Below are 25,432 nucleotides of genomic sequence, written 5' to 3'. Positions count from 1 at the left end.
CAGCCTAACACGCCCGGCCGGAATTCAGGGCACAGTGTTTCGACAAAGTGCCGGGATTGCGGAGCGCAGGCCACGCTCGATCCGCGTCACCGGCCCTGGAGGCATCCTGCCAGCATCGCCTGCACCACCTCTTCGGCGGATTGCTCGCTCGGGATCGCGGACCATTCCACCGAACCGGTCGCGCGGGCCAACTGGGCCTCCAGCACCTCGACCGTGGCATCGGACGGGCCCTTGGGCCGGACCTCGATCCTGTGGCGGAGGACATCCGGATCCGCCGCCAGCCAGAAACCGGCAAACCGGTGCCCGCACAACGCCTCCGCCAGCGCAGCGCGGCGATCCGAGCGGTCGAAGACCGCGTCGACGACCACACTCGCACCGGCCTCGACAAGCGCCCGCGACCGGGCCGCCAGCCGGCCGTAGACCTCGTCGGATACCTCGGCGTCATAGGCCTCGGGCGGCAGCGGCGTTTCGGCCGGCACGCCGAACATCGCCTTGCGGGTGCGGTCGCTTTCCACCACCCGCGCGCCGGGCGGCGGCGGCATCCGCGGGGCCAGCGTCTCGGCGATTGTCGTCTTGCCGCTGCCGGAGAATCCGCCGATGGCCGTTACCCCGCAGGGTTCCGCGTCCAGCAGCTCCAGCGCGAGATCGAAGTATTCCCGCGCGATGGCCGCCTGGCGCGGCGCATCCGCCCCGCAATCCTTCGCGAAGGTCCCCGTTACATGCGCCCGGACCGCCGCCCGCACGGCCATGAAGAACGGCAGCAACTCATAGCCGGCATCCTCCCCGATCTCGTCGAAATAGCGGTTGGCCACGAGGTTTGCCAGGCCGCCCAGGTTGCGATGCCAGAGGTCCATCAGCAGGAACGCGAGGTCATAGAGCACGTCGACCGTGGCGATCTGGTCGTTGAAATCGATGCAGTCGAACAGGGTCGGCCGGCCGTCGAAAAGGCAGATGTTGCGCAGGTGCAGGTCGCCGTGGCATCGCCGCACGAGCCCCCTCGCCTCGCGCGCGTCCAGAACGGCCGCGTGCCGCTCCAGACGCTGGCGAAAGGCGGCGTCGAAGGCGGCAACCTCGGCCTCGCCGAACACCTCGCCGGTCGCGAAGCCGGCCCGGTTGATGTCCAGGACGCCGGCCATGTTCTCTGCCCCGCCACCCGCTCGGATCACGGGAGCTTCGGCGTGGAACTGCGCGATCCCGTGCGCCAGCGTGGCCATGAGCCCGGGCGTCAGCGCGCCCCCTTCTGCCAGCCGGTCGAACAGGTCGCGCTCGTCGAACCGCACCATCTCGACAACCGCATCCACGAGCGCTCCCGGCCCGTCGAACTCCAGCCCGCCCCCCGCCGCACGGGTAATCCGTCGCACGCCGAGATAGAGCGAGGGCGCCGTGGGCGTATTGAGCGCGAATTCCGCCTTGCAGGTGGCGAGCCGCAGGTCGGCCGTCGAAAAATCCGTGTAAGGCAGCCGGACCGCGCGCTTGAGCTTGTAGGCCCGGTCCCCGTTCAGCACGACGACCGAGATGTGGGTTCGGATCACCTTCACCGGCTCCGCCCCGCGCTCGTTGGCGGGATCGGTCAGAAAAGCGATGACGGCGTCCTGAGCGGCGGCGTGCATGATGGCGGCTCCCCTGCCGTGCCGCGGACGGGAACTCTCGCCCGGGCAACGAGCGCACTTGCACTCAGGTTGCGGTTCCCGCGCCCGAGGTCAAGCGCCGAGCCCCCGGGTGCGACGCCATGAAATCGCACTGGACCATCCGGACAAGGTCCGCCGCATCGCCTGCGTGCAAATAGCCCGCAAATGGCGCGCCTTATGCCGCGACGGAGGCAGCACCCCCGTCCTCGCCTTTATCTGGCTTTGACGAATTCGCAGGCCGGGTCACCCGGCCCGGATCGGATCTACCCGTCGGCGGCCTCCCGCACGATCTCGTCCAGCAATTGCTGCACTTCCTGCATCGGACCTTCGGGATAGGTCCGATGACCGACCTGCACCTTCCCGTCCTTTTCCAGGACAAAGACGTTGTATGGGCAGTGGACCACGTTCATCGGGTCGGCTTCCATCACGCTCCTCGACACCACCGCGGAGCAGAACAGGAAGACGTCGGCCGCATCGAAGATGGTCACGTCGCTGCCCACGTCGGCGCCGGTGCGGGCGAGCATCTCGCCGACATGGCTCACGTAGTCGACAACCAGCCCTCGCCCGACGATGGCCGACTCGATGGCAAAGGTCGCATCCTCGAAGGAGCCGTCGAAATCATGCAGAACAGCCTCCTGGGCACTGGCCGGCAACGCCAGCGCGAAAGCCGCCGCTGCGATGGTAGAGATATGGTAGCGCATTTCTTCCTCCTCTGTTGTCCGTCTTCTGGTCCCTGACAGCCCTGCCCCGACCGATCCGTGGCCCCGAGGTGGCGTCCTGCGCAGTCAGCCCCGGCCCCACGGGGCCGAAGCAGATGGTCTTGCGTCAGTCCCCCTCAGGGATGCGCCTTGAGATACGCGATGACCGCTGCAGTATCCTCCGCCTTCTTCAGGCCGGCAAAGGACATTCGGTTGCCCTTCAGATAGGCCTTCGGGTTGGCCAGGTATTCGGCAAGCGTCTCGTCGGTCCAGACGAGGCCGTCCGCCCCGGCACCCGCCATCACCTTGGAATACTTGAAGCCCTCTCCGGAACCGGCAGCGCGGCCGACGATCCCGTTGAGCGTGGGGCCAACCTTGTTCACCGCGCCTTCGCCCACCTGGTGGCAGGCCTGGCACTTCTTGAACACCTTCTCGCCTGCGGCGACGAGCTCCGGATCGGGCGCATCGGCAGCAGCGGCAGGGGCTGCGGCGGCTTCCTCGGCAGCAGGGGCTGCGGCGGCTTCCTCGGCAGCAGGGGCTTCCTCGGCAGCAGGGGCTGCCACCGCTTCCGGCGTGGCCGCCGGCTCTGCCGCGGCAGCGACCTGCACGGGCTCGGCCTCGGCGGTTCCCGCTGGGACGCCCGCGTCCTGCGGCGTCACGTCGAGGACGGCCGCGCGCATGGTGATCTCGACGCTCTCCTTGCAGTTCTCCATGCAAGGCTCGGCGCTGAACATCCCCAGCTCCGTTTCCGCCCGGTCGTCGACGATGAACCCTTCGGCATTGGGCATCTCGACCTCCAGGAAGGTCTCTTTCGAGAGGACGAAATCGTCATCCACCAGGTCGTTGGAATAGAGGATGTAGGCCACAATTGCATAGACGTCGTCGTCGCTCATCGTCTGGGCCGCGCCGAAGGGCATCGAGCGGCGAACGTAGTCGAAGGCCGTGGACAGGTAGGGCCAGTAGGAGCCGACCGTCTTGAGCGGATCCTCACGGTCCAGCGTGTCCATGCCGCCCGCCAGCTTGGGCCAGTTGTCGACGCCCTCGGCGAAGTCGCCGTGGCAGACCGCGCAATTGTCGGCAAAGACCTCCTCGCCGGTCCAGACATCGCCCTCGCCATCGGGCAGCCCGGTGCCGTCGGGCATGATGTCGAGGTTCCAGGCGGCGACCTCCTCGGGCAGCGCGGCGCGGCCAAGGCCGAACTTGCCATGCGCGGCAGCGGTGTCCTCGCCCGTCATCGCATCGGTGTCGCCCTGGCCGTCGAGCTTGTCGGTCGCGCCATCGACCACGGCCACGGCCACCGGTTCCGCGGGGGCGTCCGGAGCGGGTGCTTCGGCCACCTCTTCGGCCGGGGCTTCTTTCGCCGGTGCCGCATCGGCGACCTCGGCTCCCGCCGGATCGTGCGGCACGGCGGACTTCGCCACCGCCTCGGCATGCAGCGCCGCCTCGTGGGCCGTCTCCGCCGCCTTGTGGGCGGCGCGCTCCGACATCCCGACCGCCAGAGCGATGGCCGAGACGCCGACCAGGCTCACTAGGGCAAGCTGGTTAGGAAATTTCGACATTTTCGGCCTCCCCGTCGGCGTTGACCCACCAGGTCTGGATACCGTTGTTGTGATAGATCGAGTTCAGCCCGCGCACCTCGCGGAGCTGGTTCTTGGTCGGCTGGACATAACCGGTCTCGTCGCGCGCCCGCGATTGCAGGAACATCTCCTCGCCGCTCCAGACCGTGTCGAGGTAGAAGCGCGTGAGCGCCTTGTCCTGACCTGGTGCGGCAAGACGGGCCTTCTGCCAGTTCTTGCCGCCGTCGACCGAAACGTCGACCCCGGTGATCGCTCCGCGACCGGACCAGGCCAGGCCGGTGATCACGAGCGGCCCCGGCCCGTGAGTGATGGGGGCCTGCGGGCTGGGCGACGTGATGACGGATTTCGCGTCCATCTCCCAGGTCCATTTGCGGCTGGTACCGTCAGCCAGCGTGTCGGTGTATTTCGAGGTCTCTTCGCGGCTTTCCACGGCGGCGTCCGTCACCTCGATCCGGCGCAGCCACTTCACCCACATGTTGCCTTCCCAGCCGGGCACCACGAGGCGCACCGGGTAGCCATGCTCCATGCGCAGCGCCTCGCCATTGGCCTTGAAAGCCACCAGAACGTCGTCCAGCGCCTTTTCCAGCGGGATCGAGCGGCCGTTGGATGAGGCGTCGGCGCCTTCCACATAGACCCAGCTGCCTTCCGGCTTCACGCCCGCCTCGTTCAGAAGCGTGCGAAGCGGAACCCCGGAATATTCCATGTTGTGGATCATGCCGTGGGTGAACTGCGCGCCGTTAAGCTGCGCCCCGGCCCATTCCATGCCCGAGTTCGCCGCGCATTCGCAGAAATAGACCCGGTTCTCGCGCGGGAAGCGCTCGAGATCGGCATAGGTGAAGACCAGCTCCTGATCGACGAGACCGTTGATCATCAGCCGGTAGTCTTCCTTGCGCAGCGAGATCGCGCCCGAATGGTGCCGCTCGAAGGCGCAGCCCTGCGGGGTGATCGTGCCGTCGAGCGCGTGGATCGGCGTGAAATTGATCGAGGAGATCGTGTCGGCGGTCAGCCATTCCACGTTGCGGCGCACCACGTCGCCCTCGAATTCGATCGGCAGGCCGTAGGGCGTCGCATCGACGCCAGCCCCCATGCCAGTGGCCCATTCCTGAACCTCGGTGATCAGCGGATCGGGTCCGGCGGCGCGGCTGGCGCCGGCCGCCACGGCGCCGGCACCGACAGCGGCGGCGCCGGTCAGGAACTGCCGCCGCGACGGGCTGGGCGCCTTGTCTTTGGTGGTCATCGGGGATGTCCCTCCTTGATGTTGCGTTCGGCCGTCGGGGTGGCCCCGCGGCGATGTTTGGTGACGCCGGCGTCAGGCGCCGGTGACGGTGACGGAATTGTTCGGCCGCGTGGAGACGGTGCCGAGCTTGCGGATGTGGCTCTCGACCACGTCCCAGATCGGCGGGCCCTCGGTGCCCTCGTTCACGCTCGCCCAGCCAGCGACCATGTAGGTCTTGGCCGGGTCGATCGCCTCGCCGGTCTTGAGCAGGGTCAGGTTGGTGATACGGCTGCCCTGCGGCTTGGTGATGTCGATGTCGTAACCCATGCCGCCGATCCGGACCATGTCGCCACCCTGCTGGTAATACGGATCGGGGTTGAACAGGTTGTCGGCCACGTCCTCGAGGATGACGTGGATGAACTCGCCGGTCATCTCGGTGCGGTAGGCGTTCGGATAAGTCATCGAAGTGACGTTCCAGATGTCCTCGCGGGTGATCTCCTGCCCCGGCATCAGCGACGGCCCCCAGCGAACGCCGGGCGACATGGCGATGTCGGCCTCGCGCTCCGAGAGCAGCGCGTCGCAGATCAGGTCGTCCCAGGAGCCGTTGAAATTACCGCGGCGGTAGAGCACCGCGTCCATGTCGAGCTGGCCGATCACCTCGGTGAGCTGGTCGAGATAGGGCGCGCGCTGCTCGTCGATCAGCGCGGTCATTTCGGCGTCGGGCTCGATCACGTCAGAGAAGATCGGGATCAGCTTGTGCTTGAAGCCCATCATCTTGCCGTCGCGCACGTCGAGATCCACGCGGGAGACGAACTTGCCGTTGGAACCGGAGGCGATGATGATCGTCTCGCCCACCAGCACCGGCTCGGGCACGGCGTCGTGGGTGTGGCCTGAGAGGATCACGTCGATGCCCGACACGCGCGAAGCCATCTTCTTGTCGACGTCGAAGCCGTTGTGGCTGAGCACGACGACCAGTTCGGCGCCCTCTCCCCTCGCCTCGTCCACCATCTCCTGCATCCGCTCGTCGCGAATGCCAAAGGAGTATTCGGGGAACATCCAGCCGGGGTTGGCGATCGGCATGTAGGGGAAGGCCTGGCCGATCACCGCGACCAGCGTTCCGCCACGCTCGAACAGCTTGTAGCTCTCGAAATTCTCGCTGGGCTCGTCCCATTCCTGGTCGAAGATGTTCTGGCCGAGCGCCGCGAAGGGCAGATCGGCGAGGATCTCGTGCACCCTTTCCGAGCCCAGGGTGAACTCCCAATGGAAGGTCATCGCGTCGGGCGCGAGCTTGTTCATCACGTTGACCATGTCCTGGCCCTGAGTGTGATAGCAGGTATAGGAGCCGTGCCAGGTGTCGCCGCCGTCGAGCAGCAGCGCGTCGGGACGTGCCGCGCGGATGGCGTTGATCACGGTGGAGACCCGGTCGAGCCCCCCGACCTGCCCGTATTCCTTCCCGAGCGCCGCGAAATCGTCGTAGGTCAGCGAATAGGCGGAGGGGCTGCCATCCTCGATACCATAGAGCTTGCGGAACTCCGCCCCGGTGATGTGCGGGATCTGGCCGCGCGCATCGCCCACGCCGAGGTTGATCTCCGGCTCGCGGAAATAGATTGGCTTGAGCTGCGCGTGGATATCGGTGACATGGATCAGGGTCACGTTGCCGAAGGTGTCGAAGTCCAGGAGCTGGTCCTGGGTCAACGCCTGCTGGGCGGCAAGCCGGCCCCAGCTTCCGAAACCGGAAGCCCCGACGATGGCGGAGGCAGCCATCGAGACCTGCAGAAAGTCACGGCGCGAGATCATGCGATTCTTTTCCTCGTGGTGGCGCGGGCTGCCCTGTCAATGCGGCAAACATGCGCAATTTTGAATATTTCTGAACACAAAAAACCCGCACCGGCTTCTGGCCGATGCGGGCATGTCAGCTCAGTTGCGGATCGACGGTCCCTCGACAGACAGACCGTTGCCGCGAGACGTCACATAAAGCTCCAGCGCCACGAACTCCGGGCTGCCGATGTCGAACGGCTCGGCGCGGGTGTCGCGGATGCAGCCCTTGAACCGGTTATGCAACCCGACGAGCTTGGCGTCCTTCAGGCGGTAGGCCGGGAAGCCGTTGACCTGGCCCTGGCTCAGGTGGTCGGCACGTATCATGTTGCCGTAGTTGTCCTCGTGGCAGTTCGCACAGGCGAGCTCCAGTTGACCAAACCGCGTGTAGTAGATCTCCTTGCCCTTCTCCCAGGTCTCGGCGGCAGGGCCGTCGATGGCCACATTGACGGGCAGTCCGCGGGAGACATAGGACATCAACGCAGTCATGTTTATCATGTCGGCGCTGTTATAGCCCCAAGCCTCGGCGCCCATCTGCTCGGTACGGCAAGAATTCATCGCCATCTCGATGGTCCAGACCTCACCCGCGGCCTCGTTCCACTTGGGATAGACCGCCCTGACTCCTACCATCTGGTCTTCGTCGATCGCACCGTGGCAGTCGGAGCACGCTTTGCCGGCTGTGCCTTCGACCGTGTCCCAGGCATCCATGGCCGCCTCGACCCCGAGCATGCCCGCGTTGTCGAAATCGTCCCGCTGCATGTCGCGCGTGTCATCCTCGCGGAAATGCCAGCCGGAATAGATCTCGTCGATATATTCCATGTGCTCCGGCGCGGCCGTCTTGGTGACCATCTCGAGCTCGTCGTTGATCACCAGCGTATCTTCGACGGGGTCAGCATTCGCGGCTCCGACGGCGGAGATGGCAAGTGCACCGGCAAGCGCCGTCATTGCCTTGAATTTCATGTCTCGTGTCCTCCCTGTGGGTTGCCCGCCCCCGGAGTACTTCCGGGAGCCGGGCTTTCCTTCCCTTGCCCTGGCGAGGCTCAGCCGATCGAGATCGGTTTGACGTCTTCGTAGACGGAGCCGTCGTCGTCGTACCAGGTGAACTTGAATTCACCCGCTTCCGGCACCATCGCGTCGAACTCGAAATACGGGTTCGTCGAGATCGCCGGCTCCAGCGTCACGTCGATGACGTTCTTGCCGTTGAAGTCGCAGGTGAACCGATTGATGATCGAGCGCGGGATCGGATTGCCGTCGCCATCCTTGCGCTGCCCCGATTCCATCGGGTGCGAGATCAGCGTCTTGATCGCGATCACGTCACCGGCGGCCGCAGACTTCGGCACCTTGACGCGGGGTTTGACACCATCTGCCATTTTCTATGTCTCCTGTTCTCTCAGCCGCCGCAGCCGCCGATGGTGACCTTTACGGTCGAAGAAGCCTGAACGAAGCTGCCGTCCGCCATCTTGGCAATTGCGACGACGTCCTGCGTGCCGGCGAGGCGAATGCGGGTAGAGGCCATCTGGCTGCCCGCGAGTTCGCCGAACTTGAACTCGGCCACGCCGGGGGTCGGGTTGCCGGTGGCCAGCAGCAGGATTGCGGCCGCGCCGGGAGCATCCACAGCGATCGGAACGGTGTTGCCGTTCTCGGCGATCTCCGGTGCGGTCAGGGTCAGCCCGCCGGAGCCGAGCTCGGCGCCCCCGGTAAAGGCGGCAATGGCATCCTCGGCGGCGGCGTTCACACGGAAGGGCATGAAGCCCATCGCGGCGGCGCCGAGGCCCAGGGCCAGCGTCTCGCGTCGTGAGAAGTTCATCTCTCTCTCCTTGGTTGGGACCGGTTGACCAGGAACGGGCCAGCCCGGTCGGACAATGCTATTCCTTGAGCGTCACCAGATAGGCGACGACATCCTCGATCTGCTGCGCTGTGAGCAGCGGGGTGACGTCTTCCGGCGCCAGCGGCTTCGACGTGAAGCCGACACCGGGCCGGATGAAATCCCCTGTCTTGTAGAACGAGGGCATGATCGTACCGTCGTAGGTCATTTTGGCATTGGCAACGATCCCGCGGATCTCGGCCTCCGACCAGCGATCAGCCACACCGTCGAGCGTCGGGCCGACATTGCCCTGGAAGGGCACGTCCGGCATCGCGCTGATCTGATGGCATGACACGCAATTGCCGACCGACTTCTCACTGATGACCTTGGCTCCCTCCTCCGGGTTGCCCGGTGCACCTGAAAGGGACGCCGTTACAGCACCCTCCTCGTAAACCACGTCGTTCGGATCGACGGTCTCGGCCATGGCCGGGATAGCCAGAGTCATGGCGGCGACTGCCGCTGAAATAGCGCGTTTCATATGTCCTCCCGTAGCGACGCCTTCGCGTTTCGTGCGATGTCTGATCTGGATCGCTCCGCGTACCGTAGCGCACAGAAAACGATCCACGCAACAACAAATTCTGTTTTTTGAATTTTGCGATGCTGTCGATCTGTGCGCGCGAACCCGATCCGGCAGACAAAGGTTTCATTTTCCCTTCGAAATCAGACACAAAAGGTCGTTCAGCCCTGCCGCTCCTTGATCTTGCGTGCGTGATAGCGCTGAAAGTCCTCGTCGGTCTCGTAGCCCTGTTCCTTGACCCAGACCAGCAGATCCATTGTGGTGCTGGCCCCGAAGGCGCCCGGCATGTTGGCTACGGCGGCGCGGTTCGCAGGCTCGCCTTCCGGCACCTCCTCCGGCAGGAAAAGAATCAGCGGTGTGAACATGAGGCCCCACTTCTTGGCCATGTCCGATTCGCTTAGGACCTCGCCGTCGAAATCGGTGACCTCGGTCTGTCCATGCATGTTGAGTTGAACGACGAAGTAGTTCTCTGCGATGAAGTCCGAAATCTCGGGCCTGGAGAAAACCTCCTCATGCATCTTCTTGCAGTAAATGCAGCCGCGCTGCTCGAAGATCACCATCAGCCGCTTTCCCTCGGCGTTGGCCTCGCCCAGATCCTCACGCAGATCCTTGAAAGTGTCGCGCATCCAGGGCTGCTTGTGCAGACCGTCGTCGCCGATCTCGGCCGCAACCAGGATCGGCGCGGCCAGCAGAAGCGCCACCATGGCACCGAACATTCTCCTAAACATTCCGCATATCCTCCCATGACAATAAGATGGCCCTACGGTCTCAGCCGACCGCAGGCAGGTAATTCAGCATCCATTCGGCAATCAGGTTCACCGAGTTCGTCCCGATCAGCACCCCGAAGACGATCAGCAGGACACCCATCGCCTTCTCGATCTTCGGAAGGTGCTTTCGAAAGCCTTTCATCCAGCGCATGAACGGCCCAATGAAGAAGGCTGCCAGCACGAAGGGCAGCGTCATCCCGATGCCGTAGACCAGAAGCAGCATCGCGCCCCGCATTGCGCCTTCGGCCTCGGTCGCTGCCGTGAACAGAATCGCCGCCAGAACCGGGCCGACGCAGGGCGTCCAGCCGAAGGCGAAGGCCAGGCCGATGACATAGGCCCCGAGCCAGGACATCCGGGCGGTGTCCCCGGCCTCCGCCCTGAACTGTCGGTAGAGAAAGCCGATCCGGACAATGCCCAGGAAATGCAGCCCCATGGCGATGATCACGACCGCCGCCACGATTCGCAGCACGTCCATGTATTGCGACACGAGTTGTCCGAAAGCCGAGGCAGAGGCGCCGAGCGCCATGAAGATCGTGATGATCCCGGCCGAGAAGAAGATCGCCGAAATCACCGCGCGGCGGCGAATTTCCGGCGGGATTGCCCCCTCGGTGCTGATCTGGTTCATGCCCACGCCAGCCATGTAGGACAGGTAGAAAGGCACGATCGGCAGAATGCAGGGAGACAGAAAGGACAAGAGGCCCGCCAGCGCGGCTCCCGCCCAGGAAACCTCGAGCATGGACGTCCCTCCCTTGTCCCATTGATATATTCATATTATCTTTACCGAATGTGACCCGTCAATCAGAGGCGTAGCCCCATGCCCGGAATTCTTCGCACCCTCGCCGTTTCCGCCCTGATGGCGCTGGCTGCGCTGCCTGGTCAGGCCCTGGAACTGGTGATGGTGGAGCAGGTCGGTTGCAGCTATTGCGCCCGCTGGAACGAGGAGATCGGACCGATCTACCCCAAGACGCCGGAAGGCGCCCAAGCGCCGCTGCGCCGAGTCGATCTGCGCGGCGACCAGATCGACGCGCTGCGCCTGAAACGGCGGGTCAATTTCACTCCGACCTTCATCCTGATCGACGCCGACGGGCAGGAGATTTCCAGGCTTGAAGGTTACCCCGGCGAAGACTTTTTCTGGGGCCTGATCGAAAGGATGCTGCAGGACAATACGGCCTACCGCCCTCCTGCAGCTACCGGTGGCTAAGCCGCCAACACACCGGCCGGACACGACCGAACCGGCCGGAAATGCGGTCAAACCCGCACAATCCGCTGGCGTTTCCGCCAAGACGCCTTCAGGAATGCCGATAACGCCACCAGACAGCATTGAAAACTCCGCGCCCAAATGCAATTTTGGGCTCTGTGAAGCTGATGAAAGTAGATTGGACGCCATGGGATTGCCGATCATCGACGCCAAGACAACCGAAGAGGAAATCGACAAGATCGTCTCCAAGGCGACCACGGCGTCGAACTTCCTGAAGGCGATCAGCCACGAGGGGCGGCTGATGATCCTGTGCCACCTGGTCACGGGAGAGAAATCCGTCACCGAACTCGAGAACCTGCTGTCGGTCCGCCAGGCAGCGGTTTCCCAGCAATTGTCCCGGCTTAGGCTCGAGGGTCTCGTAACCCCGAGGCGCGACGGAAAGACGATCTACTACTCCTTGACCGATGACCGGCCCCGCAAGATACTCGAGGTCGTTTACGACCTTTTCTGCAAGGAAGAGAGCGCAGACTAGGCCGTCGGCCGACTGCCACGACAGGGCATCGACCCGGCCTGAACAGCTGGGGAGGGCTGTTTATGGGCGAGATCCTGCAAGACAGCGTGCTTGTCGCGCTGCTTGGTTTCGTGGGAGGCCTGGGCCTGGGGCTTGCAGCCCGTATCGGCCGCTTCTGCACACTTGGGGCAATCGAAGACGCTCTTTACGGCGGGTCCGACATCCGGATGCGCATGTGGGCGGTTGCGATCGGCGTCGCGATCATCGGCGCCTTCGGCCTCGCCGGAGCCGGGATCTTCGAGCCGACCGACAGTTTCAACCTCGGAACCGGCTGGAACCCGGTCGCCCATATCGTCGGCGGCCTCGTTTTCGGCTATGGCATGGCGCTGGCCGGAAACTGCGGCTACGGGGTGCTCGCCCGGGTTGGCGGCGGCGACCTGCGCGCCTTCATCATCGTCCTAGTCATGGCGATCGCCGCCTATTCGGTGATTTCCGGTCCGTTTGCCGCGCTGCGGGTCGCGGTCTTTCCCGACACCCTGCTGGGCACCGGCACGCCCGCGGGCTTCGCGCATCTTCTGTCCGACGCAACGGGCCTCACCCCCGCCGCCATCGGGATCCTGATCGGGGCCGCGATCCTTGCCGCCGCGCTTGCGCCAGCGCGGGTGCGAGCGAGCCGCAAGGCGATGGGTTGGGCGGCGGTCGTCGGCCTGTCGATCGTTTCGGGCTGGGCCGCCACCGCCTACATGTCCCACCGCAGTTTCGGCGCCATCCCGGTCGAGAGCCATACCTTCTCGGCCCCGCTCGGCGACACCGTGCTCTACGCCATGCTCGCCTCGGGCATGAACCTCTCCTTCGGCGTCGGCTCGGTGGCCGGCGTGCTCTGCGGCGCCTTCATCGGCAGCCTGCGCAAGGGGCATTTCCGCTGGGAAGCCTGCGAGGACCCGAGGGAACTCCGCCGCCAGATCGGCGGCGCGGTCATGATGGGCGCGGGCGGCGCCGTCGCGATCGGCTGTTCCGTGGGACAGGGGCTCTCGGCCTTCTCGCTGCTAGCCTTCTCGGCCCCACTGACCCTCGGCGCGATCATGATCGGCGCCTGGCTCGGGCTGCGACAGCTGATCCACGGCTTCGCCCCGCTCTGACGCCCCGGCGGCCTTTCGGAAAGACCATCGGGGGCCTAACAGCCCCCCGCGATCAGACGCCTCAGTACGCGCCGCGGATGTGGTCCTTGATCTCCGCCGCGTAAAACGCTGCAAGCTCCTCGTGCAATGCCTTGGGCAAAGGCGTCACGTCCGAGGCCGCAGCATTGCGCAGAATCTGGTCCGGCGCCGAGGCCCCCGGGATGATCGTGGACACCGCAGGATGATCGAGAATCCAGCGCTGCGCCATCTTGGCCAGCGTCATGCCTTCCGGCCGCATTCCCTTGAGCGCCTCGGCCAATTCCACCGCCTTCTCGAACGGCAGGCCGGAGAAGGTCTCGCCAACATTGAAGGCCGCGCCGTCGCGGTTGTAGTTGCGGTGATCTTTCGCATCGAAGGTCGTCTGGGCATTGAACTTGCCGCTGAGCACGCCACTCGCCAAAGGCAGCCGGACGATAATCCCGACGCCTCTCGCCGCCGCCTGCGGAAGCAGTTCGGTAACCAGCTTCTGCCGGAAGAGGTTGAAGATCACCTGCAGTGACAGCAGCCCCTCCTGCTCAAGGCAAATCAGCCCCTCTTCCACCGTCTCGACGCTGGCGCCGAAATGCCGGATCGCGCCCTCGTCCTGCAGTTTGCGCAGCCAGTCGAAGATCTCGCCCTGACGCATCACCTCGGTCGGGATGCAATGGAGTTGCACGAGGTCCAAGGCCTCCACGCCCAGACGTTCACGCGATGCCTCGACCCCACGGCGCAGGGCGTCCTCGGAATAGCCGTCCGGATAGACGTCCGGGCCCCGCCCGAACTTGGTGGCCACACGGATCGGAGCTCCGTCCCAATGCTTCAGAAACTGCCCGATCATATCCTCGCTGCGCCCTGCCCCATAGACATCGGCGGTGTCGAAGAAGCTTACGCCATGCGTTGCGGCTGTGGTCAGGATCTCGAGCCCGATGTCGCGCGCCACGCCGCTGCCCCAGTCGGCGCCAAGCTGCCAGCAGCCCAGCCCCACCTCACTCACGTCGAATCCCTTCGCGCCCAGCTGTCTCGTCTTCATGAATGCCTCGCAGATTGGGCCCCGCGCCGTCACACCCCTGCGGAGGACAGCGGACCTCGGGCGGGTTATCGGCGCCCTGCCGGAGAGGGTCAATTGCACGATCGGACGCGCCCCCCGGGCGGGCCGGTCAGCTGCGGCCGGCGAGCGCCTGCTCCATGTCGTATATCGTCACCAGCATTGCCGTGGGATCGGTCCGGATCAGACCCTCGCTGCTCCGCTGTATGTCCAGGATCGAGGCCATCACCAACAACAGGAAGCCCGAGAAAGCAAACGTGCGCCAGCTGAGCCTTCGCCCGATCGTCCCAGCCCGGTTGCCTAGCAGGAACAACGCCAGCAAAGCCGCAGCGAGCAACATGGCCTGTGCCAGCTCGGAGACCGGGACAGAGAGCGTCTCCACCCTGTAGAGATGTGCATCCAACGCCTCGTTCACCGCGCCTGCGACAAAGGCCTTCATTGGCGGAGGCAGCGGGTCGGCCGTGGCCTCCAGCGTCAGGGGCCAGAGTTTCGCCTGCAACTCCAGCGTCGTGGAAAGGAAGCTTTGCGCTTCCTCAAGCGTGTTGATGGAGTCGTCCCCCGGCAAAAGCCGTGTCCGAGCATACTCGAGCAGCGCAACCTGCAGGTTTGTCCTGCCGGGTTCGGCCAGGTAATCCGCTCGCAGGAAAGCGGTTCCGATAGCCGCAGCTTCCGAGGTCAGCAACGCCTTCCGTGTCTGGGAGAGATTCAGCGCGTTGCCATAGCTGAAGGCGAGCAGAAGCCCGAGCAATGCCAGTGCCGCCCCCAAAGTGGTCTCCCCTGTCACCTTGTCCACCGGGCGACCGGAATCGAGCAGAACCCGACGCCGGCGGGCGCCGGTCAAATAGCCGAGCACTGCCGCCCCCGGCAGCGACACCAGAAGGATCAGAAACGCCATCCCGATGGAGAAGAGCGGCATGCTGATATTCTCGTACAACGCCGCAACGCCGGTCGTTTCCATGTCCCCGTCCCCCAGCAGGATTTCCTCGATTTTAGTATGAGCAGATCGCGCCCGAGCGCGCTACATGTTTGCGAATGACTCCCGTGTTTTCAGGGGACTGCGCGGATTTGCGAAGGTCGATCCGGGTCAGGCCGGCGGCTTGCGATGGGCATAAAGCGCAGCCACGGCGCAGGAGACGAGCCGCGCCTTGTCGTCATCGGCACGGCTGGTCAGGATCACCGGGCATTTCGCCCCGATTACGATGCCGCCGGCCTCGGCATGGGCGATGAAGGTCAGCTCCTTGGCGAGCATGTTGGCGGATTCGAGGTTCGGCGCGATCAGGATCTCGGCCTGCCCCGCGACCATCGACTGGATGCCCTTGGTGCGGGCTGCCTCGAGGTTGATCGCGTTGTCCATCGCCAGCGGCCCATCGACCAGCGCCCCGGTGATCTGTCCGCGCTCGGCCATCTTGGAAAGGGCTGCGGCCTCGAGCGTAGAGGGGATCCTCGGGTTCACCGTCTCTACCGCCGAGAGGATGCCGACCTTGGGCTCGGCCATGCCAAGCGTATGGGCAAGGTCGATGGCGTTCTGGGTGATGTCCACCTTGGTTTCGAGGTCCGGCGCGATGTTGATCGCGGCGTCGGAGATCAGCAGCAGGTGGGTGAGCCCCGGCACGTCCATCACGAAGACATGACTCAGCCGCCGCCCCACCCGCAGCCCGCCATCCCGCTTAACGATCTCCGCCAGCAGGATGTCGGTGTGCAGGTTGCCCTTCATCAGCGCCGCCGCACGCCCCTCGTTGACAAGGCGGACACCGAGCGCTGCCGCCGCCTGGTGGCGTGGCTCGTCGATCAGCTCGAAGGCAGAGATGTCCCGGCCGACCTTGGCGGCCGCCTCCCGGATCTTGGCAGCATCGCCGATCAGGATCGGATCGATCAGCGTGTTGTCGTAACCCAGCAACGGCCCGAGCAGCGCGTCTTCGCTCTCGGGCGCCACAACGGCCGTCCGGATCGGCGGCAGCGGCCGCGCCTCCGCCAGCAGCTTGTCGAAATGGACATGCCGCTCGACGATCAGGCCGGGGATGTCGTCGAAGCTGTAGTCCATCGGGTCGGTCGGCGCGATCACCTCGGCCACGCCCCGCGCCAGCTTCTTGCCGTCGGTGGTGTCGATGGCGCATTCGAAAACGGCGATGCAATCGTCCTTCTTCTCAGTCAGCTTGATCCGGACGACAACCTCGTCACCGGCGAAGGCGCGTTCAAAGAACTCCAGGCAATGGGACTTGTAGAGTGTGCCCGGCCCGGGAAGCTTGTTGCCGAGCACCGACGAGACCAGCGTGGCGATCCACATCGCCGGGGCCACCGGCTCCTGAAGCGCCCCCTCGACATTCTTGAACCGTGGGAAGTGCTTGGGGTTCATGTTGCCGGTGATGTTGGCGAAGACGAAGAAGTCGTCGGCTCGGCAGACCCGGCGCAGCTCGGCCTCCATCCCCACTTCCAGCGCGTCCCAAGGCGTGTTCCTGATGGTCGTCATCGTCACATCCCATGTCCCGGTTGCGGTTGTCGTGAGATGCGGCGGCCCCCGGGCGGCCAGTGCATCGACAGGTGTTGCCCGCCAAGACCTATCTCAGGGCCGCAAGTCCATGACAGACGATCTGTCGCCGCAGGCCGCCTCTCGGGCCGGGTGTTTCCCGAATGCAGCGCCCCTGAAAGGCCCGCGCCGCACCCCACGCGGTCGCAACCGCCCTGCTCAGAAAGGTTTGCGCACCGCCGGCAACGTGCTAACCCTAAGGAACGAGCGTTTTTTTGGTTACCTTGAGAGAGCAATCCGATGATGCCGAAATCCATTGCGGCCTTGGCCATGGTCGCCATTTCAGGCCTGAGCGCCGCCCCTGCACTTGCCCAGGACAGCGGCTTCGGGCTGGAACTGAACAACGTCCGGGATTCCGAGAACGGCTGCCGCATGACCTATGTCGCGCGCAACGCAACCGGCACGGATCTCGATGCGATCTCGTTCGAGGTTGCCGTCTTCGACGCGAGCGACATCGTCTCGCGGCTGCTGATCCTCGAGTTCGGGGCGCTGACCGACGGCAAGACCAAGGTCGTCCAGTTCGATCTCGCCGATCAGCCCTGTGAAGGCATCAACCGCCTTCTGATCAACAACGTCACCGAATGCTCCGCCACCGAAGGCGAGGCGCCGGATTGCATGGCCGTGCTCAACGCCAGCAGCCGCACCGACGTGGGCTTCGGGCTCTGACAGCTTCGGGCGGGCGCCTAGGGCTCCCGCCTCCGCAGGTCAGGCCACGCGACGACCGGCAACCCAGGCGCCCCGAACCGCGCCTGCGCCAGCGATGCTGTGCACCCGGATCACATCGGCGCGGGCGCAAATCTCCACCCGCCCGCGATCCGTAAGCCCGACCACATCCGCCGGCGCCGTGGTCACGGTACGCACGCCGCGCGGCAGATCCCCCCAGAGATCGCCCAGCATCAAGGCCGCCGAGAGAAGCGCCGAGGGCACGTAGTCCGAACTGACGATATCCAGCATCCCGGCCTCCGCCAGGGCACTGGCGGCGACATTGCCGGAATGGCTGCCGCCCCGGATCAGGTTGGGCGCCCCCATCATCACCGCGATCCCGTGGTCCTGGCAGGCGGAGGCCGCCTCCAGCGTGGTCGGGAATTCCGCCAACCGGACCCCGTGTGCCGCCGAGACCTCGACATGCTCGCCGATGGTGTCGTCGTGGCTGGCCAGCACCGCACCATAGCGCCGCGCCTCCGACACCGCCGCGGCCTCGTGGGCTTCCCCATACCTGTCGCGGAGAGCGCGTAGATGGGCCACGTGCTGCAGGAACTGGCCGTCGGACATGCCGTGCTTGCCCTGCACGTACTGCTTCAGGCGTGAGACATCCCGGAACTGTCGCTGTCCTGGTGTGTGATCCATCAGGCTGACGATGCCGATCCGGTCCACAGGGCCGAAGGCCGCCATTTCCTCGATCAGGGTCTGCGAGCAGATCTCGGCCCTCAGGTGGAGGTAATGGCTGATCCGGAGCACGCCCTCGGCGCGCAGTTGCAGCAACTCCGTCGCCAGACCGCGGGCATAGGCGGCGTAATCGTTGCGCGGGTTCGGCACCGAGCCCACCCGCATCGCATCGAAGACCGTTGTGATGCCGACGCTGGCCAGTTCCGCGTCATGGGCCACGATCGCCGCCGCGTGGGGCCAGTCGACCTTTGGCCGTGGCTGTATGTGCCGCTCGAGGTTGTCGGTGTGCAGCTCGATCAGCCCCGGCATCACAAGGTCGCCCTCGCAATCGACCGCCCCCTCGGGCACGCCGCCGCCCGCCGCGATATCGACGATCCGCCCGCCGTCGATCCTCAGACTGCCCATCTGCACGCTGTCGGGAAGCACGATGCGGGCATTGGCGAGAATTGTCAGCGACATGAGAGGTTCCGTTCTTCTATGATCTCGCGGCCAGAGCCGTGACGTGCTAGGCGCGAGACAGGAGGCAAGCCATGGACGGTTTCACGCGATACGCGCTCTACTATGCTCCGCCGCCCGGTGCGCTTGCGGATTTCGGTGCCGCGTGGCTCGGCTGGGACCCGCGCGGCGGCCGCAAGGTGGCGCGCACCACCCTGCCCGGCCTGCCGATGCCGGTGGCGAAGATCACCGAAAACCCGCACCGATACGGGTTGCACGCCACGCTCAAACCGCCCTTCCGGCTGGCGCCGGGCTTCGACGTCTCCGAGCTGCACAACGCGGTCGAGGCGCTCGCCTCCTCTCTCGAACCGGTGATGGTGGACGGGCTGCGGCTTGACCGGATCGACGGCTTTCTTGCCCTCGTCCCCGAGGGCGACCCCACCCCGCTCGCGTTGCTGGCCGCCCGCGTGGTCGAGGCGCTCGACGCCTTCCGCGCCGTGCCGAGCGAGGCCGAACTGGAACGGCGGCGGCAGGCAGGCCTCAGCCAACGGCAGGAGGTGCTGCTCCAGCAATGGGGCTATCCCTACGTGATGGAGGAATACCGCTTTCACCTCACGCTCTCCGGCCCGCTGCCCGACGAGGAGGCCGAGGAGATCAAAATCCTTCTCTCCCCCGTACTCGAACCGATCCTGCCCGCCCCATTGCGTATCCGGGACATCTGCCTCTTCGGCGAAGGCCAGGACGGGCGTTTCCACAACCTGCACCGCTATACGTTGAACGGCTGAAGCACGGATAGGAAGGCCTGCACCGCGGCCTCGAGCTCTCCGTTGTTCTCGACAACACGGATCGGCGGGCCATAGGGGATTTCATAGGCCGCTCGTGCCAGCCGCGTCGCCATGCCATCCCGGGTCTCGCGCCCGCGCGCGGCCAGACGCTCGGCCAACACCGGTACGGAAGCCGTTACCAGGATCACCGACAGGCCGGGAAATTCCTCCCAGGCCCGCCCCATCACACCGCGAGAGCCGTTGAACAGCACGTCGCGCCCTTCGGACACTGCACGGTCGATACTGCTCGGGATCCCGTAGAACAGCCCGTGCGCCTCCCAGTCTAGGGCGAAATCGCCCGCGGCCTTGCGACGCTGGAACTCCTCCACGCTGACCGAGTCGAATTGCTCGCCCCCCGGCACCTCGGGCCGGGTGATGACCCGGCGCACGACATGCAGATCTGGCCGGCGGCGCCTGGCCTCCGCCATCAGGGTATCCTTTCCGGCGCCCGAAGGTCCGACCACTGCGAACAGCCGCCCCGCCATGTCAGCCCTCTTTCACCATTCCGGCCCGGAATCCCGACCGCGCCCACCGTGTCGGGACGCCTCGCATCCACGGCGCCCCGCGGCGGCGGTCCCAACTGCCTGCCTCATTACACATGATCCTGCCCTCCCTCAGCCGCCCCCCCGATTCAGAGCCAGCCCCGCCATTTGAAATACAGATACCCGATCGCCCCGGACCCCACCATCAGAAGGACGGCCAGAAGAAACCCCCACTCGCTGTGGAGCCCGGGCATCCAGGCGAAGTTCATCCCGTAGATCGACGATATCAGAGTCGCAGGCGCAAACAGCGCCACCAGTGCGGAGAGCACCGAAACCGCTTTGTTCTGCTCCAGGTCGATCAGCCCCAGCGTCGCGTCGGTGACGAAGGAAACGCGCTGCGACAGGAAATCGGCATGGACCTCCAGCGCCGCGATGTCCCGCGCCTGTCCGCGGGCGAGCCGCTTGGCGTCCCGGCTGGTTTCCTTCTCCGTCGGAAATTGTTCGATATAGTTGAGCGCCCGTTCGAGGGTCAGAAGCGCGAGCCGCACCTTGCCGATCCGCTCCCCCAGCAGACCGGCCGCAATCAACGATCGCTGCAAGATGTTGGCGCGACCGAGCCCGCCTTCGTCGAACACCTGCAGCGACACCTCGTCGAGCTTGCGCCCGATTTCCTCGAGCGTGTCGGCGAGATGGTCGACGATATCCTCGACCAGCCCCATGGCGACCCGTCCCGGCGTGGCCGAGCCGATGCCGTCCCGCCCGGAATTGGCGACGTATCGCCGGAAAGGCTCCGGATCGTGGTAGCGGACGGTGACCAGCCGCTCGGGAGCCAGAATAAAACAGACCGGCAGGGAGCGCCGGCGCCCCTCGGGCGTCAGACCGGGCAGCACGACGGTCATGTAATCGGTGGTGCCTTCCCGGTAGAGCCGGCTGGAGATCTGGATCTCCTCCAGTTCCATCAGGCTCGGAACCGTGACGCCGAGCGCCTCGACCCGCTCGATCTGCCCTGGCTGGGGACCGAACAGGTCGATCCAGACACAATCCTCGAGCCCCTCGTCCTGCGACGTAATCGGGCGCAGGCCCCGTTCGGTGTTCCGGTAGGCATGGAGCATGCGAGCGACCCGCCAGTCGATGAAATCAGGCTCTGGGTATACCCACGACACCTATGATCCAAGCCCCCCTTGCCCTCGGCCGGATGCCTGCGCACGGGATTGGCGAAACAATCGGCGGTCAAAGGCACGGTAGGACACGGGGCGGTCCGAATTGTCCCCGTTCGAACCCTCCGCCGCCACGCCACCGCCCCAATTGGGCGGCATGGTCAGCGCTGTATCAGGTAGCGGAGGAAGACATCATGGACTGGCTGTCGCAGATCACCGTCGGAGAAGTCATCATGACCTTCCTCGCCTGTTGCCTGATCCACGAAACGCTGGTCGTTGTCCTGCCGGACCATCTCGCCGGCCCGGGCGGCTGGCTCATCGATACCGGCGACCAGGACTGACGGCCCCGTCTGCGGCGCACGAACTGCTGCGCCCCCTTGAGTGACAGCTGTGCGACGCAGCTCAGCTGTCACGTCCGTGCCCCGACGAACCGCGCGTGCAAGAACGTAGCCTGGCACGGGATCGCACGCCTCAGACCACATCACGTTCCTGCGAAAACGCCCTGAAAACCGGTCGTTTCGTCACAATCGCGATACAGAATATGCGTATCCCGGTGAGACAAAGTGACGAAGCGGCAACTAAGAGCACTCACCCGATGCACACGGCCTTGCCCCCGGTGCGCCTGACCGGCGCGCATATCCTCCGCGACGGCGCCATCCAGCGCCGTTCGCTGGCGATTGCCGATGGCCGGATCACCAAGGGTCCGTTGCCGGAGGTGGACATGCGGGGCTACCTGCTGCTGCCGGGCATCATCGATCTGAATGGCAATGCGCTCCCGCGCCACCTCTCGCCCGAACCGCATGCCGACCTCAAGCGTGTGCTGTCCGCCATCGACCGCTACGCCGCCGCGCAAGGCGTCACCACGGGCTGGCTGACACAGGGCTGGTCCTGGGAAGGCGGCACCGAAGGACCGGACTTCGCCGAGCGACTGCTGGCGTCTCATCTTGCTTGCAAGCCTGCCCTCGGCACCGATCTTCGGCTGCAACTGAGATGCGAGACGCATCTTCTCGGCATTGCCGACCGCATGCTGGCCGCCATCCGCCGGTATGGCGTCGATTTCGTGCTCTTCGACAATAGCCTCGAGCAGGCACTGGAAATGGCGCGCTGCGACCCGGAGGCATTCGCCGTTCGCGCCCGGCGGGCCGGCCGAACACCGAGCGATCTCCGGGACGGGATCGAGGAGATGATCGCGCGCCATTCCGAGGTTCCGCGGCATCTCTGCCGGCTTGCGGAAGCCTTCGACGTGCTGGGCGTCTGTTATGGCAGCAAGGCCGATCCGGACGGAGAGACCCGCGAGACCTACTCCATGATCGGCGCCAACATCGCCGCCATGCCCAGCTCGCGCCAGGCCGCCGCGGCGGCCAAGGCCATGAACGACCCGGTGATCCTTTCGGCATACGACGTTCTGTCCGGCGGGAACAAGACCGGAGGCATCCGCGCCGTGGATCTTGTCGAACAACAGCTTTGCGATGCGCTGGTATCCGACGAGCACTACCCCTCGCTGGCGGCCGCGGCGTGGTCGCTGGTCGACAAGGGCCTGCGCAGCCTGCCCGGCGCCTGGGCGATGATCTCGTCACGTCCGGCGGAGATCCTGCGCCTGACCGATCGCGGCTCTCTCGATTTCGGCTGCCGTGCCGATGTCGTCGCAGTCAACACCCAGACCCGCGCGGTCGAGATGACGATTGCGGGAGGCGTTGTCACTCATCTCGGCGAAGGCGCGGCCCGGCGCTTCGCCGGCTTCACCGCAATGTTGGACATGGCCGCCGAATAGCTCTCCGCTCCCGGCAACGAGGCATGCTGCAAGCGTCCGGTCCGGGTACTTTCACCAAGAAGACGAGAGCGGGGGCTTCTTCTTGGCTGAAATACCCAATTCCCACGGCTTGGCCGGGCGAAGCGTCAAAGGACCACTTCGATCAGGAAGGGGCCAGGCTCGCCGACACCGCGACGGAAGGCCTCCGCAAAGCCCTCCGCATCCGTCACCCGCGCGGCCTCCACCCCGTGACCGGCGGCAAGCGCCACCCAGTCGAGCGTGGGATCCTCGACGTTGAACATGCGTTCCGCATTGCGCCCAACGCTGTTGACGCCGACGTTGGCAAGCTCGCCGCGGAGGATCTGGTAGCCGCGGTTCGCGAAGACGATGACCAGCACGTCCAGCCGCTCGCGCGCCATGGTCCAGAGCGATTGCAGGGTGTACATGGCAGAGCCATCGCCCGTGGGAGCGATCACCCGGCGGTCCGGGCAGGCGACGGCCGCGCCCACCGCGAGCGGCAGGGCCGCGCCGATGGCGCCGCCGGGATTGGTCAGCCAGTCGTGTCGGCGAGCCGTTCGCGTCACCTTGGCCAGGGGGTGGCCCGAGGTGATCGCCTCGTTGGCCACGATGGCCCCCTCGGGCATCAGCGCCGCCATAACCTGCCCCACCTTCACCGCATCGATCGGGCCTGTGGGCAGGTTCGGCAGATCGAGCGGAAGCGTGGCAGGCGCGGCTCCGGATGCGCCCGTCGCCTCGACAAGCGCTTCCAGCGTCCACGCGATGTCCATGTCCGGCCCGCAGAGATCCAGGATCCGGCAATCCGCGGGTGTGGGGGTCGAGGGCTTGTCGGGATAGGCGAAGAACGCCACAGGCTCTCCGGCGCCGAGCAGCACCATGTGCCGAACGTCCCGCAGGATCTCGACATTCTCCAGCACCGGGTAGTGGAGGCACTCGATCGCCACCGCCCCTTCCCCACGCTCGATGCGCGGCACGAAGAGGTCGGCCATCAGCCGGCACCCGGTATGGGCCGCGATCCGGCCCGCCACGCGCGCCAACTCGCCATGAAGCGCGAGGCCGCCGACGAAGAGCGCCGCCCCCGGCGCGTGGAGAGCCTTGGCGGCCGCGGCGATCTGATCCGGGCGTGGGCGATGCAGGCGCACCGGCAGCAGCGGCTTGGCCGGCGCCCCGGCCTCCTCCCAGGCGGTGTTGGCCGGCAGCACCAGTGTCGCGATCTGGCCATTGCGGGCCCGCGCCGCCCGGATCGCCTCGGCCCCGTCCTGCGCCACGGAGAGCGCGTCGGCCGAGGTGCGCAACCAATGCGAGACCCCGCGCGTGACACCCTCGATATCGCCCTTCAGCGGGGCGTCGTATTTCAGGTGGTAGTCTGCATGCTCGCCCACGACGTTGATCATCGCGCTGTGCCCCTTGCGGGCGTTGTGCACGTTGGCGTAGCCGTTGCCGAACCCCGGCGCGAGGTGCAGGAGGGTCGCCGCGGGCTTGCCGCTCATCCTGTGATAGCCGTCCGCCGCCCCGGTAACGCCGCCCTCGAACAGGCTCAGCACGCACCGCATGTCGGGATGGGTGTCGAGCGCCGCGACGAAATGCATCTCCGACGTGCCGGGATTGGCGAAACAGACGTCCACGCCTCCGGCCAGAAAGGTTTTCACCAGGGATTCCGCACCGTTCATGCGCCCGCCTCCGCACTTGCCCGGCCCGCCACAGGGCCCTTCGTGGCGCACTCAACCACAGGCGGCGCGCGGGTGCATCCCCAAAGCCGGGGGCGCGACGCCGCACGGGTGGCATGCATCGCACGGTACACGGGCAGGAGCCGAGGCTTACAGGCGATGCGCCTTTACCCTGCCGAAAGGGGTGTTCGCAGGCCGCCCTTTGTGGTCGTGTTGGGGCATCGCAGACTCGCCGTGACACATCTTGGAAGGGATCGCCATGGAGCGCGTGGAACTGACCGTCGGCCTCGAACTGAGCCGGATCGTCTATGGGATGTGGCGGCTGCTGGACGACCCCGACCCCTCGCCCGCCCGGGTGCAGGCCAAGATCGAGACCTGCCTCGAGGCCGGCCTCACCAGCTTCGACCAGGCGGACATCTATGGCGGCTATTCGGCGGAGGCGCGGCTCGGTGCCGCGCTCACGGCAGCGCCCCACTTGCGCCGGCAAATCGAGATCGTGACCAAATGCGGCATCGTGGCCCCCATGGGCCGGTATGCCGACCGGCGGGTCAAGTATTACGACACCAGCGCCTCGCACATCCTGTCCTCGATAGAGGCGTCGCTGCGGAACATGGCCATCGAGCGGATCGATCTGCTGCTGCTGCACCGCCCCGACCCGATGATGGATCACTACGAAACCGGCCGGGCGCTGGACGAAGCGGTCGCCTCGGGAAAGGTGCGCGCGGTCGGCGTATCGAACTTCCGCCCGCATGACTGGCGACTGTTGCAGAGCGCGATGGACACGCCGCTCGCCACCAACCAGATCGAGATCAGCCTGCTGGCCAACGCCCCGATGACCAACGGCGACCTCGCATTCCTGCAGGAACTGGACGTCGCGCCGATGGCCTGGTCCCCGCTCGCGGGCGGCGCGCTGCTGTCCTCGGGGCACAACACGATGAACGAGGCGCTGCGCGCGATCGGCGAGCGAGACGGCGTGGAGCCGATGGCGGTGGCGATCTCCTGGCTGCTGGCGCATCCCGCCTGCATCCTGCCGGTGATCGGCACCAACACATTGGAGCGAATCCGCAGGATTCCCGACGCCTTCAAGGTCGACATGGACCGCCAGACGTGGTTCACGCTCTATACCGCCGCGCTCGGGCACGAGGTTCCCTGATCCGCACCAGGCGGCGCGTCGAACAGAGCCGGAAGGACCGACA

The 25,432-nt window shown here is 65.7% G+C and carries 26 protein-coding genes; 8 read left to right on the top strand and 18 right to left on the bottom strand.

The features are described 5' to 3' along the window. Window positions 1-86: 86 nt before the first annotated feature. The 11 genes from ACFQ2S_RS07460 to ACFQ2S_RS07410 form a co-directional block, all read right to left on the bottom strand. Window positions 87-1,610 carry a bifunctional aminoglycoside phosphotransferase/ATP-binding protein gene (locus tag ACFQ2S_RS07460; protein ID WP_386073828.1) on the bottom strand — a complete coding sequence of 508 codons (1,524 nt, stop codon included), beginning with the start codon at window positions 1,608-1,610 and terminating at the stop codon, window positions 87-89. A 281-nt stretch (window positions 1,611-1,891) separates the two neighbouring features. After that, a complete protein-coding gene (locus ACFQ2S_RS07455) occupies window positions 1,892-2,329 on the bottom strand; it encodes a DUF302 domain-containing protein (RefSeq protein WP_386073827.1) in 438 nt (145 codons plus the stop codon). 134 nt (window positions 2,330-2,463) lie between these two features. Then, window positions 2,464-3,561 carry a c-type cytochrome gene (locus ACFQ2S_RS07450; protein ID WP_386074303.1) on the bottom strand — a complete coding sequence of 366 codons (1,098 nt, stop codon included), beginning with the start codon at window positions 3,559-3,561 and terminating at the stop codon, window positions 2,464-2,466. A 307-nt stretch (window positions 3,562-3,868) separates the two neighbouring features. Beyond that, window positions 3,869-5,140, bottom strand: coding sequence for a sulfite dehydrogenase (gene soxC, locus ACFQ2S_RS07445; RefSeq protein WP_386073826.1), 1,272 nt, complete (start codon window positions 5,138-5,140; stop codon window positions 3,869-3,871). Window positions 5,141-5,212: 72 nt separating this feature from the next. Continuing rightward, window positions 5,213-6,916, bottom strand: coding sequence for a thiosulfohydrolase SoxB (gene soxB, locus ACFQ2S_RS07440; RefSeq protein ID WP_386073825.1), 1,704 nt, complete (start codon window positions 6,914-6,916; stop codon window positions 5,213-5,215). Between the two features lie 120 nt (window positions 6,917-7,036). After that, complete coding sequence (gene soxA / locus ACFQ2S_RS07435) at window positions 7,037-7,894, bottom strand: sulfur oxidation c-type cytochrome SoxA (protein WP_386073824.1); 858 nt, start codon at window positions 7,892-7,894, stop codon at window positions 7,037-7,039. An 80-nt stretch (window positions 7,895-7,974) separates the two neighbouring features. Further along, complete coding sequence (soxZ, locus tag ACFQ2S_RS07430; RefSeq protein ID WP_386073823.1) at window positions 7,975-8,304, bottom strand: thiosulfate oxidation carrier complex protein SoxZ; 330 nt, start codon at window positions 8,302-8,304, stop codon at window positions 7,975-7,977. Between the two features lie 20 nt (window positions 8,305-8,324). Then, window positions 8,325-8,741 carry a thiosulfate oxidation carrier protein SoxY gene (gene soxY, locus ACFQ2S_RS07425; protein ID WP_386073822.1) on the bottom strand — a complete coding sequence of 139 codons (417 nt, stop codon included), beginning with the start codon at window positions 8,739-8,741 and terminating at the stop codon, window positions 8,325-8,327. A gap of 58 nt (window positions 8,742-8,799) precedes the next feature. Beyond that, window positions 8,800-9,276, bottom strand: coding sequence for a sulfur oxidation c-type cytochrome SoxX (soxX, locus tag ACFQ2S_RS07420; RefSeq protein WP_386073821.1), 477 nt, complete (start codon window positions 9,274-9,276; stop codon window positions 8,800-8,802). Window positions 9,277-9,476: 200 nt separating this feature from the next. Then, complete coding sequence (locus ACFQ2S_RS07415; protein WP_386073820.1) at window positions 9,477-10,043, bottom strand: thioredoxin family protein; 567 nt, start codon at window positions 10,041-10,043, stop codon at window positions 9,477-9,479. Window positions 10,044-10,083: 40 nt separating this feature from the next. Then, entirely contained in the window at window positions 10,084-10,818 is a 735-nt protein-coding gene (locus tag ACFQ2S_RS07410) for a cytochrome c biogenesis CcdA family protein (protein WP_386073819.1), read from the bottom strand. 78 nt (window positions 10,819-10,896) lie between these two features. Between ACFQ2S_RS07410 and ACFQ2S_RS07405 the strand changes: the two genes are divergently transcribed. The 3 genes from ACFQ2S_RS07405 (at window position 10,897) to ACFQ2S_RS07395 (ending at window position 12,930) form a co-directional block, all read left to right on the top strand. Then, on the top strand, window positions 10,897-11,283 hold the full coding sequence (locus tag ACFQ2S_RS07405) for a thioredoxin fold domain-containing protein (RefSeq protein WP_386073818.1): 387 nt from the start codon (window positions 10,897-10,899) through the stop codon (window positions 11,281-11,283). A 184-nt stretch (window positions 11,284-11,467) separates the two neighbouring features. Then, a complete protein-coding gene (locus ACFQ2S_RS07400; protein WP_386073817.1) occupies window positions 11,468-11,812 on the top strand; it encodes an ArsR/SmtB family transcription factor in 345 nt (114 codons plus the stop codon). A 62-nt stretch (window positions 11,813-11,874) separates the two neighbouring features. Beyond that, window positions 11,875-12,930, top strand: coding sequence for a YeeE/YedE family protein (locus ACFQ2S_RS07395; RefSeq protein WP_386073816.1), 1,056 nt, complete (start codon window positions 11,875-11,877; stop codon window positions 12,928-12,930). Window positions 12,931-12,991: 61 nt separating this feature from the next. Here ACFQ2S_RS07395 and ACFQ2S_RS07390 read toward each other — a convergent pair whose 3' ends face one another. The 3 genes from ACFQ2S_RS07390 to ACFQ2S_RS07380 form a co-directional block, all read right to left on the bottom strand. Then, window positions 12,992-13,978, bottom strand: a complete 987-nt coding sequence (locus ACFQ2S_RS07390; protein WP_386073815.1) for an aldo/keto reductase — start codon at window positions 13,976-13,978, stop codon at window positions 12,992-12,994. Between the two features lie 127 nt (window positions 13,979-14,105). Beyond that, window positions 14,106-14,951 (bottom strand): hypothetical protein, encoded by an 846-nt coding sequence (locus ACFQ2S_RS07385; RefSeq protein WP_386073814.1) that lies wholly within the window; start codon window positions 14,949-14,951, stop codon window positions 14,106-14,108. A gap of 126 nt (window positions 14,952-15,077) precedes the next feature. Then, complete coding sequence (locus ACFQ2S_RS07380; protein WP_386073813.1) at window positions 15,078-16,460, bottom strand: bifunctional enoyl-CoA hydratase/phosphate acetyltransferase; 1,383 nt, start codon at window positions 16,458-16,460, stop codon at window positions 15,078-15,080. Window positions 16,461-16,757: 297 nt separating this feature from the next. Between ACFQ2S_RS07380 and ACFQ2S_RS07375 the strand changes: the two genes are divergently transcribed. Next, a complete protein-coding gene (locus ACFQ2S_RS07375) occupies window positions 16,758-17,183 on the top strand; it encodes a hypothetical protein (protein ID WP_386073812.1) in 426 nt (141 codons plus the stop codon). A gap of 39 nt (window positions 17,184-17,222) precedes the next feature. Here ACFQ2S_RS07375 and ACFQ2S_RS07370 read toward each other — a convergent pair whose 3' ends face one another. After that, window positions 17,223-18,362, bottom strand: coding sequence for an alpha-D-ribose 1-methylphosphonate 5-triphosphate diphosphatase (locus ACFQ2S_RS07370; protein ID WP_386073811.1), 1,140 nt, complete (start codon window positions 18,360-18,362; stop codon window positions 17,223-17,225). Window positions 18,363-18,433: 71 nt separating this feature from the next. Between ACFQ2S_RS07370 and ACFQ2S_RS07365 the strand changes: the two genes are divergently transcribed. After that, the gene (locus ACFQ2S_RS07365) at window positions 18,434-19,123 is read left to right on the top strand and encodes a DUF1045 domain-containing protein (RefSeq protein WP_386073810.1); all 690 of its coding nucleotides are present in this window, start codon (window positions 18,434-18,436) and stop codon (window positions 19,121-19,123) included. Here ACFQ2S_RS07365 and ACFQ2S_RS07360 read toward each other — a convergent pair. Next, window positions 19,105-19,590, bottom strand: a complete 486-nt coding sequence (locus ACFQ2S_RS07360) for a phosphonate metabolism protein/1,5-bisphosphokinase (PRPP-forming) PhnN (RefSeq protein WP_386073809.1) — start codon at window positions 19,588-19,590, stop codon at window positions 19,105-19,107. The genes ACFQ2S_RS07365 and ACFQ2S_RS07360 overlap by 19 nt on opposite strands. 203 nt (window positions 19,591-19,793) lie before the next feature. Then, a complete protein-coding gene (locus ACFQ2S_RS07355; RefSeq protein ID WP_386073808.1) occupies window positions 19,794-20,807 on the bottom strand; it encodes a CorA family divalent cation transporter in 1,014 nt (337 codons plus the stop codon). A gap of 188 nt (window positions 20,808-20,995) precedes the next feature. Here ACFQ2S_RS07355 and ACFQ2S_RS07350 point away from each other — a divergent pair, with 188 nt between their 5' ends. Both ACFQ2S_RS07350 and ACFQ2S_RS07345 read left to right on the top strand, forming a co-directional pair. Beyond that, complete coding sequence (locus ACFQ2S_RS07350; protein ID WP_386073807.1) at window positions 20,996-21,142, top strand: hypothetical protein; 147 nt, start codon at window positions 20,996-20,998, stop codon at window positions 21,140-21,142. A 254-nt stretch (window positions 21,143-21,396) separates the two neighbouring features. Further along, entirely contained in the window at window positions 21,397-22,572 is a 1,176-nt protein-coding gene (locus tag ACFQ2S_RS07345; protein ID WP_386073806.1) for an alpha-D-ribose 1-methylphosphonate 5-triphosphate diphosphatase, read from the top strand. Between the two features lie 125 nt (window positions 22,573-22,697). Here the strand turns inward: ACFQ2S_RS07345 and ACFQ2S_RS07340 are convergent, their stop codons facing one another. Further along, window positions 22,698-24,239 carry an acetolactate synthase large subunit gene (locus tag ACFQ2S_RS07340; RefSeq protein ID WP_386073805.1) on the bottom strand — a complete coding sequence of 514 codons (1,542 nt, stop codon included), beginning with the start codon at window positions 24,237-24,239 and terminating at the stop codon, window positions 22,698-22,700. A 256-nt stretch (window positions 24,240-24,495) separates the two neighbouring features. Between ACFQ2S_RS07340 and ACFQ2S_RS07335 the strand changes: the two genes are divergently transcribed. Further along, on the top strand, window positions 24,496-25,389 hold the full coding sequence (locus ACFQ2S_RS07335; RefSeq protein ID WP_386073804.1) for an aldo/keto reductase: 894 nt from the start codon (window positions 24,496-24,498) through the stop codon (window positions 25,387-25,389). Window positions 25,390-25,432 lie beyond the last annotated feature (43 nt).

This window comes from Tropicimonas aquimaris, from assembly GCF_042676185.1.
Taxonomy (GTDB): Bacteria; Pseudomonadota; Alphaproteobacteria; order Rhodobacterales; family Rhodobacteraceae; genus Tropicimonas; species Tropicimonas aquimaris.
Note: the sequence above shows the minus strand (reverse complement) of the source record. Positions and strands in the feature narration are given on the sequence as shown.